The sequence below is a fragment of the Pantoea sp. VS1 genome, assembly GCF_002207995.1.
GTDB classification, from domain to species: domain Bacteria; phylum Pseudomonadota; class Gammaproteobacteria; order Enterobacterales; family Enterobacteriaceae; genus Pantoea; species Pantoea dispersa.
Genome location: NZ_NHZE01000013.1, coordinates 157,991 through 170,890, shown reverse-complemented (window position 1 = coordinate 170,890; position 12,900 = coordinate 157,991). Strand labels below are relative to the sequence as shown.

The following is a 12,900-nucleotide window of genomic DNA, read 5'->3' as shown; positions in this document are numbered from 1 at the left end:
ACAATCAGGATTTAAGAGGTTACTCACTCCATGGCAATCGTAGGCATTTTCTTCGGCAGCGATACCGGCAACACTGAAAACATTGCAAAAATGATCCAGAAACAACTGGGTAAAGATGTCGCCGAAGTGCATGACATTGCTAAGAGCACCAAAGAAGATCTCGAAGCATTCGATATTCTGCTGCTGGGTATTCCGACCTGGTACTACGGTGAAGCCCAGTGCGACTGGGATGACTTCTTCCCGACGCTGGAAGAGATTGATTTCAACGGTAAGCTGGTAGCGCTGTTTGGCTGCGGCGATCAGGAAGATTATGCCGAGTACTTCTGTGACGCGATGGGCACCATTCGCGACATCATTGAGCCAAACGGCGCAGTGATTGTGGGCCACTGGCCAACCGAAGGTTACCACTTCGAAGCCTCTAAAGGTCTGGCAGACGACAAACACTTCCTCGGCCTCGCCATCGATGAAGATCGTCAGCCTGAACTGACTAACGAGCGCGTCGACAAATGGGTTAAGCAGATCTTTGACGAGCTGCAGCTGCAGGCGATCATCGAAGCCTGATGCTTTCCTGTCCGATGTGGGCGCTGGCTCACATCGGGCAATGGAATTACCTATAAAAATAATAGCTACGGTTTTTTAACTTTTTCCCTCAATTCTGTAGAATACCCGCAACGGTCATCTGCTTATTCCTCGGGCATCAGACTGAGACTGCGTGAAAAGGAACATCGATCTGCACGATCCCGCTGAGGTTCACGACATTTCTCCTTACAGCATCCGGGGAATTGTCCGCCGCAGCCGGTTTTCATTTCGCAGGCTGAGCTCTATAATGAGACGCAAATGAGAATGCGCGTTGACCACACATTCAAGGCCTTTGCGCCGTAAGTGACTAGCAAAGTAACAGGACAATATCCGCATGACTGACAACAACTCCGCATTGAAAAAGGCTGGCCTGAAAGTCACGCTGCCCAGACTGAAGATTCTGGAAGTGCTTCAGGGACCCGGACCCGAGTCCCATCATGTCAGTGCGGAAGATTTGTACAAACGCCTGATCGACATGGGCGAAGAGATTGGTCTGGCGACGGTATACCGTGTTCTGAACCAGTTTGACGACGCCGGCATCGTGACGCGTCATAACTTCGAAGGCGGGAAATCCGTGTTCGAACTGACCCAGCAGCATCATCACGATCACCTGATTTGCCTCGACTGCGGCAAAGTGATCGAGTTTAGCGATGAATCTATCGAAACGCGTCAGCGTGAGATTGCGACACGCCACGGTATCAAACTCAGCAACCACAGCCTGTATCTGTACGGCCACTGTGCGCTGGGAGACTGCCGCGAAGACGAGACGCTCCACGATCAGTAATTGAATATGCTATGCAGTATAAAAAAACCGGTGCCAGGCACCGGTTTTTTTATGGCTGCGTTCAGGCGACCAGCGTTTCCTGCAAATAGCGCCAGCGCGGAACCGGCGTGCTGCAGTCCAGCACCGCCAGCGAAATGCGGGTCTGGTTGTTGCCGTTAAGCATTTGCAGTTCGTGATACTGAATGGTCACTTCCTGCTGCTGCTGGGAAATGATGGCATGCTCACTGGTGGCGATTCGCATCCCTTCCCGCTGCCCGTGCAGTTTGCGAAACAGGGTTTCAGTGTCATTGAGATCGAGCTGTTTGCCTTGCGGCGTTACCATTTTGAAGTCGGGATGAAAGTGCGACAGCAGCAGATCCATACTGTCATCGCTGCCTTCGGCCTGATTAAAAATACGTTCGATAAGCTGATGTAAAACCACCACGCTATGTTTGGCTTCCAGAGCGAGACTTGTCATTTTTCTTCCTTCGCTAACCCGCACAGCAACATTTAAGAGCGCATAGCCTACCTGAAAATAACGATTTCACACGGGTAAATTAGTTAATTTTATTAAAGTCAGATTAGTCGTAATCGCGCGTAATTACTGTTTTTTGTCTGGTTCAGCATAATCGATTCCCGTTTGCAGATAACGGGCAATAAAAAAGGGCGATTGCTCGCCCTTTGCTGATCATATCGTGCTATCAAGCAGTAAAATTATTCGCCGATTTTTGCCCAGGTATCACGCAGACCCACGGTGCGGTTGAACACCAGTTTCGACGGCTGCGAGTACACGCTGTCTGCGCAGAAGTAACCTTCGCGCTCAAACTGATACGGCGCCAGCGCGCTGGCGGCACGCAGACCCGGCTCAACGAAGCCCTGTTTGATCTCCAGCGAGTTCGGGTTGATGGTGGTGAGGAAATCCTCGGCCGCGCCCGGGTTTGGCACGCTGAACAGACGATCGTACAGGCGGAATTCGGCAGGCAGCGCGTGAATCGCCGATACCCAATGGATAACGCCTTTCACCTTACGGCCATCGGCCGGATCTTTGCTCAGGGTGTCGACATCGCAGGTAGCGTAGATGCAGGTGATGTTGCCGGCTTCATCTTTCGCCACGCGCTCGGCACGAATGACATAAGCGTTGCGCAGACGAACTTCTTTACCCAGCACCAGACGCTTGTACTGCTTGTTGGCCTCTTCACGGAAGTCGGCACGATCGATCCACACCTCACGGCTGAACGGCACCTCACGCGTGCCCATCTCCGGTTTGTTCGGATGATTCGGCATGCTGATGATTTCTTCATGCCCGGCCGGCAGGTTCTCGATCACCACTTTCAGCGGATCCAGCACCGCCATGGCGCGCGGCGCGTTCTCGTTGAGGTCGTCACGAATGCACGACTCAAGCGACGCCATCTCAACAATGTTGTCCTGCTTGGTCACACCGATACGGCGGCAGAATTCGCGGATTGACGCCGCGCTATAGCCACGGCGGCGCAGACCGGATACGGTCAGCATGCGCGGATCGTCCCAGCCTTCAACAATCTTCTCGCTCACCAGCTGCGTCAGCTTACGCTTCGACATCACCGCATATTCCAGATTCAGGCGCGAAAACTCGTACTGACGCGGATGCACCGGAATAGTGATGTTATCCAGCACCCAGTCGTAGAGACGACGGTTATCCTGGAACTCCAGCGTACACAGGGAATGGGTGATGCCTTCCAGCGCATCGGAGATGCAGTGGGTAAAGTCGTACATCGGATAGATGCACCACTTGTTGCCAGTCTGGTGGTGTTCGGCAAATTTAATGCGGTACAGCACCGGATCGCGCATCACAATAAAGCTGGATGCCATGTCGATTTTGGCACGCAGGCAGGCTTTGCCCTCTTCGAAACCGCCATCACGCATCTTCTGGAACAGCGCCAGGTTCTCTTCCACGCTGCGATCGCGATACGGGCTGTTTTTGCCCGGCGCGGTTAGCGTGCCGCGGTATTCACGGATCTGCTCTGGCGACAGCTCGTCAACGTAGGCCAGGCCTTTGTTGATCAGCTCAACCGCGTAGTTGAACAGTTGGTCAAAGTAGTCAGAGGAGTAACGAATGTTGCCGCTCCACTCAAAGCCCAGCCATTGCACATCATTCTTGATCGATTCAACGAACTCCATATCCTCTTTGACCGGATTGGTGTCGTCGAAACGCAGGTTGCACTGCCCCTGATAATCTTGTGCGATACCAAAGTTCAGGCAGATCGATTTTGCATGGCCAATATGCAGGTAACCATTGGGCTCAGGCGGGAAACGGGTATGCACACTGTTGTGCTTACCGCTCGCCAAATCTTCGTCGATGATCTGACGAATAAAGTTCGTTGGGCGGGCTTCAGCCTCACTCATCTCAAAATCCTCAAAACAATAGCGGGTGATTTGTACCACGAAGTAACGGAGTATGATCCACAAAGCGCTGAAGGGAAACAACCGTTTGTTGGTCGTTTTAAAACAAAAAAGGCAGGAATTGCTTCCTGCCTTCAGTGACGATCAAAACGTGTTAATTTTTCACTTCATACAGCGGCGTAACGCCTGCTACCACGGTACCGCCTGCCAGCAGATTCAGACCAGCAAAATCATCGCTGTTGCTGACCACCACCGGGCTGATCATCGAACGCGCATTGGCGTTGAGGAAGTCCAGATCCATTTCGAGGATCGGCTGACCCGCTGTGACGGTAGCGCCCTCTTCCACCAGACGGGTAAAGCCTTTGCCTTCCAGCGCGACGGTATCGAGACCCATGTGCACGACAATCTCGACGCCATTTTCGGCTTCAAGGCAGAATGCATGGTTGGTGTTGAAGATTTTCACCACGGTACCCGCCACCGGCGCGACGACAGTTTTATCGCTCGGTTTGATCGCCAGGCCATCGCCTACCGCTTTGCTGGCGAAAGCTTCATCCGGCACGTTTTCCAGCGCTACCACTTCGCCACTGACCGGTGCCAGCAGCGTTGCAATCACCTTTTTCTCGCTGTTGCGCACGGCCTGGGGCTGAGCAGCCGCAGGCGCGGCGGTGGTTGCCGCAGCAGGTGCCGCTGCGCCGGCTACCGGACCTTTGCTCAGTACGGTTTTCATCGCGGTCGCAATGCTTTCGGCCTGCGTACCAACAATGATCTGCACGCTCTGCTTGTTAAGGCGGATCACACCAGAAGCACCGAGGCGTTTGGCCACGCTTTCATTCACCTGCGCCGAGTCTTTCACATTCAGACGCAGACGGGTGATGCAGGCGTCGATGTTGGTCAGGTTGTCAGAACCGCCCACCGCGCCGATGTAGCGACGTGCCAGAGATTCGGTTTCGCTCTCACCGTTGCTGCTGTGATCAACGTTGACGTCGTAGCCATCTGTCTCATCACCGGCAGCCAGCTCGCGGCCCGGCGTCAGCAGGTTGAATTTCTGAATGGTGAAGCGGAACACCACATAGTAGATGACGAAGAACACCAGACCCTGCGGGATCAGCATCCACCAGTGCACAGCCAGCGGGTTACGCGTCGACAGCACCATGTCCACCAGACCGGCACTGAAACCGAAACCGGCAATCCAGTGCATGCTGGCAGCGATGAAGACCGAAATACCGGTCAGCACGGCGTGGATGACATACAGCACCGGTGCCACGAACATGAAGGAGAATTCCAGTGGCTCGGTGATGCCGGTGAAGAAGGCGGCGAATGCCGCTGCCAGCATGATACCACCGACTTTAGCGCGGTTTTCCGGACGTGAGCAATGATAGATTGCCAGCGCCGCACCCGGCAGACCGAACATCATGATCGGGAAGAAGCCCGCCTGATAGCGACCGGTGATACCCGGGATGCCGGTACCGTTGGCGATAGACTGCGCGCCGCCCAGGAATTTCGGAATGTCGTTGATGCCTGCCACGTCGAACCAGAACACCGAGTTCAGCGCGTGGTGCAGGCCAACCGGAATCAGCAGACGGTTAAAGAAGGCGTACACGCCCGCACCGACCGAGCCCAGTTTCTGAATGTGCTCACCAAAGCTCACCAGACCGCCGAAAATGATCGGCCAGACGTACATCAGGATAAAGGCGACCACAATCATCAGGAAGGAGACCAGGATCGGCACCAGACGGCGACCGCTGAAGAACGACAGCGCCTTAGGCAGCTCAACGTGGCTGAAGCGGTTATAAACTTCCGCCGAGAGAATGCCCACCAGAATGCCGACAAACTGGTTGTTGATTTTACCGAAGGCGGCAGGCACCTGCTCCACCGGCATTTTCTGAATCATGGCCACCGCGGCGGGTGAACACAGGGTAGTAACCACGAGGAAACCTACAAAGCCGGTTAATGCCGCTGCACCGTCTTTATCTTTTGACATGCCGTAAGCCACACCGATGGCGAACAGCACGGACATATTGTCGATGATGGCAGAACCCGATTTGATCAGCAGTGCTGCCAGCGCATTGCCTGCGCCCCAGCTGTCCGGATCGATCCAGTAACCTACCCCCATCAGGATTGCCGCTGCCGGCAGGGTCGCTACCGGCACCATAAGCGCGCGGCCGACCTTTTGCAGATATCCTAAAATACTCACCTTATTCTCCCCCTATGAGACTGGCGTTTTGCCGTGATGCGGGTTGATTTTATTATCCCGGCACCCGGTACCTTGATGACACACTTCACCACGAGGCGCAGTGTAAAGATAAATTAATTCGCCTCGCAAATTAAAACCAGTGCAACTGTGACTTTAATCACCAAAATGGACGTTTTTCACTGCGAAATGCTAGCCACCACCACAAACTTATTTTATGATGAAAAATATCAGGTCGCACTTTTCCAACGCCGCGAGCGCGCAAACGGGTTACCCTATAAGCAGCCAGCTGCAGCAGTAAACGCGACCCTAACTTTCCAATCTTAACTGAGGTGAAGACATGAGACTGATCCCTTTGGCCACACCGACCCAGGTGGGTAAATGGGCTGCACGCCATATCGTTAATCGCATCAATGCCTTTAAACCCAGCGCAGACCGTCCCTTTGTGCTGGGACTGCCAACCGGCGGTACGCCGCTGGAAGCCTACAAGCACCTGATCGAGATGCATAAAGCGGGCCAGGTTAGTTTCAAACACGTGATCACCTTCAATATGGATGAGTATGTCGGTCTGCCGAAAGAGCATCCGGAAAGCTATCACAGCTTTATGTACCGTAACTTTTTCGATCACGTTGATATTCAACCAGAAAATATCAATCTTCTGAATGGCAATGCCGAAGATATTGACGCAGAATGTCGCCAATACGAAGAGAAGATCCGCGCACTGGGTAAAATCCACCTGTTTATGGGCGGCGTCGGCAACGATGGCCACATTGCATTCAACGAGCCGGCTTCTTCGCTCTCTTCCCGCACCCGCATTAAAACCCTGACGCACGACACCCGTGTGGCGAACTCGCGTTTCTTCGACGGCGATGTTGATCAGGTGCCTAAATATGCCCTGACCGTGGGCGTCGGCACGCTGCTGGATGCGGAAGAAGTGATGATTCTGGTGACCGGCCACGTCAAAGCCCAGGCGCTGCAGGCGGCGGTAGAAGGTAACGTCAACCACATGTGGACCATCAGCTGCCTGCAGCTGCACCCGAAAGCGGTGGTGGTGTGTGATGAGCCAGCCACCATGGAACTGAAAGTGAAAACCGTGAAATATTTCCGCGAAATGGAAGCGGAAAATATGAAGGGTGTGTAACAACACGTTGTAGAAAGCCTGCTGTTAAGCGCAGCAGGTTCAGCCGGGAGAAGAGATGATGTACGCATTAGTTAACGGCCGGATTTTTACCGGTCATGAAGTTCTGGACAATCACGCCGTGGTGATTGCCAATGGCCTGATTGAGCGTGTCTGCCCGCGCGATGCGCTGGACGCCGCGATTCCACAACAAGATGTGGCTGGTGCGTTCATCGCTCCCGGATTTATCGACCTGCAGCTCAACGGCTGCGGCGGCGTGCAGTTCAACGATGACATCAATGCCCTGAGCGTGGAAACGCTGGAGATCATGCAGCGTGCCAATGAAAAATCCGGCTGCACCAGCTATTTACCGACGCTGATTACCAGCAGTGATGAACTGATGAAGCGCGCGATTGAAACCATGCGTGCTTACCTGGCGAAGCATCAGAATCAGGCGCTGGGCCTGCATCTGGAAGGTCCGTGGCTGAATAAAGAGAAGAAAGGCACTCACAATCCGCAGCTGATTCGTTTGCCGGATGCGGAGCTGGTGGATTTCCTGTGCGCCAACGCTGACGTCATCACCAAAGTTACGCTGGCGCCGGAAAATGCGGGCAGCGCGGTGATTCGCCAGCTGCGTGACGCCGGGATTATTGTGTCGTCTGGTCACTCCAATGCCACCTATGCCGAAGCCAAAGCGGGCATCAGCGCGGGCGTCACCTTTGCCACCCACCTGTATAACGCCATGAGCGCTTTTAGCGGTCGTGAGCCAGGTCTTATCGGTGCGCTGTTTGATTCGCCTGATGTATACTGCGGCATTATTGCAGACGGTTTACATGTCAATTACGCTAACGTGCGCAATGCAAAACGAATCAAAGGCGACAAACTGGTGCTGGTGACCGATGCCACTGCGCCGGCCGGTGCGTCGATTGATCAATTCATTTTTGCAGGTAAAACAATATACTATCGCGACGGCCTGTGCGTAGATGAGAACGGTACCCTGAGCGGATCTGCGCTGACGATGATTGAAGCGGTGCAGAATAGCGTGGAACATTGTGGTATCGCGCTGGACGAAGCGCTGCGCATGGCGACCCTGTATCCGGCAAGGGCAATGGGTGTGGAAAGGCAGTTTGGTACGGTGGAAGCAGGAAAAGTCGCCAACCTCACTGTCTTTACCCGCGATTATCAAATCACTAAGACGTTCGTCAACGGAGACAACGTCCTCAGCGAGTAAGTACTGAATGACCACTGGCGGCCAGACTCAAATAGGAAATGTCGATCTTGTCAAACAACTTAACAGTGCAGCTGTTTACCGGCTGATTGATCAACAGGGGCCGATTTCGCGTATTCAGATTGCCGAACTCAGCCAGCTTGCGCCCGCCAGCGTCACCAAAATTACCCGTCAGCTTATCGAACGCGGCCTCATCAAAGAGGTGGAGCAACAGGCCTCCACCGGTGGGCGCCGCGCCATCTCCATCATCACCGAAACCCGCCACTTTCATACCATCGGCGTGCGCCTGGGGCGCAACGATGCCACGCTGACGCTGTTCGATCTCAGCGGAAAATCGCTGGCGCAGGAAGATTATCCGTTGCCGGAGCGCACCCAGGAGACGCTGGAGAACGCGCTGTTCAACGCCATCAGTGCCTTTATGAGCACGCACCAGCGTAAAATTCATGAGCTGATCGCTATCGCGGTGATCCTCCCGGGGCTGGTCGACCCGATTAACGGCATCATTCGCTACATGCCGCACATTGCCGTCAGCCACTGGCCGCTGGTGGCGAGCCTGAAAAAACGCTTTAACGTCACCAGTTTTGTCGGACACGATATCCGCAGCCTGGCGCTGGCTGAGCACTATTTCGGTGCAAGCCGCGACTGTGCGGACTCCATTCTGGTGCGTTTACACCGCGGAACCGGCGCCGGCATCATCGCGAACGGCCACATTTTCCTCGGCAGCAATGGCAACGTGGGTGAGATTGGCCACATTCAGGTCGATCCGCTCGGCGAACGCTGCCACTGTGGCAACTTTGGCTGCCTCGAAACCATCGCCGCCAACGGCGCGATTGAGAACCGCGTGCGCCACCTGCTCAATCAGGGTTATCCCAGCAGCCTGACGCTGGATGATTGCCAGATGCCGCAAATCTGCCGCGCCGCCAATCAGGGCGACGCGCTGGCCTGCGAAGTGATCGAGTACGTTGGCCGCTATCTCGGCAAAGCGATCGCTATCGCCATTAACCTGTTTAACCCGCAAAAAGTAGTGCTGGCCGGCGAAATTACCGATGCCGATAAAGTGCTGTTCCCGGCGATTGAGGGCTGCATTAACACCCAGGCGTTGAACGCGTTTCGCAAAAATCTGCCTGTGGTGCGGTCTGAGCTGGACCATCGTTCGGCAATTGGCGCTTTCGCGCTGGCAAAACGCGCTATGCTGAATGGCATTCTGCTGCAGCACCTGCTGGAAGAATAATAGAAAGCCTGCCGGCTGGCAGGCCCGACCGGAAGCCATCTATGACCATCAAAAGCGTAATCTGTGACATCGACGGCGTGTTGATGCACGACAATACCGCCGTGAAAGGCGCAAACGAATTCCTGCAGCGCATTCTGGAAAAAGAGATGCCGCTGGTGGTACTGACCAACTATCCGTCACAAACCGCGCAGGATCTGGCCAACCGCTTTGCCAACGCCGGCGTCGACATCCCGGATTCGGTGTTCTACACCTCCGCCATGGCCACCGCGGATTTCCTGCGTCGTCAGGAGGGCAAAAAAGCCTACGTGATTGGTGAAGGCGCGCTGATTCATGAACTGTATAAGGCCGGTTTTACCATCACTGACGTCAACCCGGATTTCGTCATCGTCGGCGAGACGCGATCGTTTAACTGGGAGATGATGCATAAAGCCGCCTTCTTTGTGGCCAACGGTGCACGTTTTATCGCGACCAATCCTGATACCCACGCACGCGGCTTTGTGCCGGCCTGTGGCGCGCTCTGTGCCGGTATCGAAACCATTTCCGGCCGCAAACCGTTTTATGTCGGTAAGCCCAGCCCTTACATCATGCGCGCCGCACTGAATAAAATGCATGCGCATTCAGAAGAGACGGTGATTGTGGGCGATAACCTGCGCACCGATATTCTGGCTGGCTTCCAGGCCGGTCTGGAAACCATTCTGGTGCTGTCCGGCGTCTCTACGCTGAGCGATATCGACGCCATGCCGTTCCGTCCGGACTGGATCTACCCTTCCGTGGCTGATATCGACCTGTTCTGATTAGCGTCATGCTGTCTGCTTATGGCCCTGCTCGCCGTTACGGTGTGCAGGGCTTTTTTATCTGTCTGGCACACCGCTGTGATTCAGCCGCTGACGCGATCTCATCGGCTGCGCACAAAACCATCACTTCTGACAATTCATTAGACGCCATCTAATTTAATCGTTAATTTTTTGAATAAAATTCAACATTACTTCATGCCAACAATGTTTTTATCAGTATTTGGTGATTTCGCTTGCGTTACCACCATCAATTAGCGCATTTTCTTATACATCACGCAGCGCAGGCTGCCGGACAAACAAGTCAATAACATCGCCACAGGGTGAGATCAGGAGTCAGTTATGTGTTCGATTTTTGGTGTGCTGGATCTGAAGACCGATCCTGTTGAACTGCGCAAGAAAGCGCTGGAATGTTCCCGTCTGATGCGTCACCGTGGCCCGGACTGGTCAGGTGTCTTCGCTGATGAGAAAGCCATTCTGGTGCACGAGCGCCTGTCCATCGTTGACGTGAACAACGGCGCCCAGCCGCTGTACAACGCGGATCACACCCACGTACTGGCTGTTAACGGCGAAATTTATAACCACCAGGCGCTGCGCGCGGAACTGAGCGATCGCTACGCGTTCCAGACCGGTTCAGACTGCGAAGTCATCCTCGCGCTGTATCAGGAAAAAGGCCTCGACTTCCTCGATGACCTGCAGGGCATGTTCGCCTTCATTCTGTGGGACAGCGTCAAACAGCAGTATCTGATTGGCCGCGATCACATCGGTATTATTCCGCTCTATATGGGCAACGATGAGCACGGCAACCTGTATGTTGCTTCTGAAATGAAAGCGCTGGTGCCGGTGTGCCGCAGCATCAAAGAGTTCCCGCCGGGAAGCTACCTCTCCAGCACCGATGGCGAAATCCGTCGTTACTGGCAGCGTGACTGGATGGATTTTGCTGCCGTGGCGCAAAACACCACCGATGCCGCTGGCCTGAAGCACGCGCTGGAAGAGTCAGTGAAGAGTCACCTGATGTCAGACGTACCGTACGGCGTGCTGCTGTCCGGCGGCCTCGACTCTTCCATCATCTCTGCGGTGACCAAGCGCTATGCCGCCAAACGTGTGGAAGATCAGGACAAGAGCGATGCATGGTGGCCGCAGTTGCACTCGTTTGCCGTCGGTCTGGAAGGATCGCCGGATCTGAAAGCGGCGCAGGCGGTGGCCGATCACCTCGGTACCGTGCACCATGAAATTCACTTCACCGTGCAGGAAGGTCTGGATGCGATTCGCGATGTGATTTACCACATCGAAACCTACGATGTGACCACCATTCGCGCGTCGACGCCAATGTATCTGATGTCGCGTAAAATCAAAGCGATGGGCATCAAAATGGTGCTGTCCGGTGAAGGTGCGGATGAAGTGTTTGGCGGTTACCTCTACTTCCACAAGGCACCGAACGCCCAGGAGTTCCACGAAGAAAACGTGCGTAAGCTGCTGGCGCTGCACATGTTTGACTGCGCGCGCGCTAACAAAGCGATGTCGGCGTGGGGCGTGGAAGCACGTGTGCCATTCCTTGATAAGAAATTCCTTGATGTCGCGATGCGCATCAACCCGGAAGACAAAATGTGCGGCAGCAACGGCAAAATGGAAAAACACATTCTGCGTGAATGTTTCTCCTCTTACCTGCCGGAGAGCGTGGCGTGGCGTCAGAAAGAGCAGTTCTCTGATGGCGTAGGCTACAGCTGGATTGACACGCTGAAAGAAGTGGCGGCGAAGCAGATTAGCGAGCAGCAGCTGGCGACCGCACATTTCCGCTTCCCGCACAACACGCCAACCTCGAAAGAAGCGTATCTGTACCGCGAAATCTTTGAGGAGCTGTTCCCACTGCCAAGCGCGGCAGAGTGCGTGCCGGGCGGTCCCTCCGTGGCCTGTTCGTCAGCGAAAGCCATTGAGTGGGATGAAGCGTTTAAATCGATGGACGATCCGTCAGGACGTGCAGTAGGCGTGCATCAGTCAGCGTACAAATAAGCATTTTCTTTGTGCGTATAAGGGGCCCATTGTGGCCCCTTTTTCTTGCATCTGACGCGGATACGATCGAAAATTGCCGAATAAATCATCAGCCTGGTTACAAGCCAGACAAACAGGCGCGTTAAGGCAAAAAACGGCAAAAAATTTGTTGACGCTACAAAGCTCAATACGCATAATGCGCCCCGCAACGCCGATGAAGGTAACGCGAAAAAAGATGGCTACGTAGCTCAGTTGGTTAGAGCACATCACTCATAATGATGGGGTCACAGGTTCGATTCCCGTCGTAGCCACCATCTTTTTGCGGGAGTGGCGAAATTGGTAGACGCACCAGATTTAGGTTCTGGCGCCGCAAGGTGTGCGAGTTCAAGTCTCGCCTCCCGCACCATTTCAGTCTTCGGCAGCCGGATGGGGTATCGCCAAGCGGTAAGGCACCGGTTTTTGATACCGGCATTCCCTGGTTCGAATCCAGGTACCCCAGCCAATCCGATGCACTCTCGTGGATACGAGTCGACGAATGGGATATCGCCAAGCGGTAAGGCACCGGTTTTTGATACCGGCATTCCCTGGTTCGAATCCAGGTATCCCAGCCATCATCGGGTGCAGTAAAGCAG

10 protein-coding genes and 4 tRNA genes are annotated in these 12,900 nt (G+C 54.4%); 11 read left to right on the top strand and 3 right to left on the bottom strand.

The window, feature by feature from the left end; translation table 11 throughout:
- Positions 1-30 precede the first annotated feature (30 nt).
- Both fldA and fur read left to right on the top strand, forming a co-directional pair.
- Positions 31-561, top strand: coding sequence for a flavodoxin FldA (gene fldA / locus CBW22_RS06820; RefSeq protein WP_021508557.1), 531 nt, complete (start codon positions 31-33; stop codon positions 559-561).
- Positions 562-913: 352 nt separating this feature from the next.
- On the top strand, positions 914-1,363 hold the full coding sequence (gene fur / locus CBW22_RS06815; RefSeq protein ID WP_021508558.1) for a ferric iron uptake transcriptional regulator: 450 nt from the start codon (positions 914-916) through the stop codon (positions 1,361-1,363).
- A 61-nt stretch (positions 1,364-1,424) separates the two neighbouring features.
- Here the strand turns inward: fur and CBW22_RS06810 are convergent, their stop codons facing one another.
- The 3 genes from CBW22_RS06810 to nagE form a co-directional block, all read right to left on the bottom strand.
- On the bottom strand, positions 1,425-1,820 hold the full coding sequence (locus CBW22_RS06810; protein ID WP_021508559.1) for a hypothetical protein: 396 nt from the start codon (positions 1,818-1,820) through the stop codon (positions 1,425-1,427).
- A 236-nt stretch (positions 1,821-2,056) separates the two neighbouring features.
- Positions 2,057-3,724: a glutamine--tRNA ligase gene (gene glnS / locus CBW22_RS06805; protein WP_058757889.1), complete on the bottom strand. Its 1,668-nt coding sequence runs from the start codon at positions 3,722-3,724 to the stop codon at positions 2,057-2,059.
- 151 nt (positions 3,725-3,875) lie between these two features.
- Positions 3,876-5,909 (bottom strand): N-acetylglucosamine-specific PTS transporter subunit IIBC, encoded by a 2,034-nt coding sequence (nagE, locus tag CBW22_RS06800; protein WP_058758041.1) that lies wholly within the window; start codon positions 5,907-5,909, stop codon positions 3,876-3,878.
- Between the two features lie 343 nt (positions 5,910-6,252).
- Here nagE and nagB point away from each other — a divergent pair, with 343 nt between their 5' ends.
- From nagB to CBW22_RS06755, 9 genes are all read left to right on the top strand, one after another.
- Entirely contained in the window at positions 6,253-7,053 is an 801-nt protein-coding gene (gene nagB / locus CBW22_RS06795; RefSeq protein WP_031279884.1) for a glucosamine-6-phosphate deaminase, read from the top strand.
- Positions 7,054-7,111: 58 nt separating this feature from the next.
- On the top strand, positions 7,112-8,260 hold the full coding sequence (nagA, locus tag CBW22_RS06790) for an N-acetylglucosamine-6-phosphate deacetylase (RefSeq protein ID WP_059012584.1): 1,149 nt from the start codon (positions 7,112-7,114) through the stop codon (positions 8,258-8,260).
- A gap of 7 nt (positions 8,261-8,267) precedes the next feature.
- Positions 8,268-9,488 (top strand): DNA-binding transcriptional regulator NagC, encoded by a 1,221-nt coding sequence (nagC, locus tag CBW22_RS06785; RefSeq protein WP_058757890.1) that lies wholly within the window; start codon positions 8,268-8,270, stop codon positions 9,486-9,488.
- 41 nt (positions 9,489-9,529) lie between these two features.
- Positions 9,530-10,282, top strand: a complete 753-nt coding sequence (locus tag CBW22_RS06780) for an HAD-IIA family hydrolase (RefSeq protein WP_021508565.1) — start codon at positions 9,530-9,532, stop codon at positions 10,280-10,282.
- Positions 10,283-10,621: 339 nt separating this feature from the next.
- The gene (gene asnB, locus CBW22_RS06775) at positions 10,622-12,289 is read left to right on the top strand and encodes an asparagine synthase B (RefSeq protein WP_058757891.1); all 1,668 of its coding nucleotides are present in this window, start codon (positions 10,622-10,624) and stop codon (positions 12,287-12,289) included.
- A gap of 216 nt (positions 12,290-12,505) precedes the next feature.
- Positions 12,506-12,582: transfer RNA gene (locus tag CBW22_RS06770), tRNA-Met, on the top strand.
- 7 nt (positions 12,583-12,589) lie between these two features.
- Positions 12,590-12,674: transfer RNA gene (locus CBW22_RS06765), tRNA-Leu, on the top strand.
- 21 nt (positions 12,675-12,695) lie between these two features.
- A tRNA-Gln gene (locus tag CBW22_RS06760) sits at positions 12,696-12,770 on the top strand.
- Between the two features lie 34 nt (positions 12,771-12,804).
- Positions 12,805-12,879, top strand: a tRNA-Gln gene (locus CBW22_RS06755).
- Positions 12,880-12,900 lie beyond the last annotated feature (21 nt).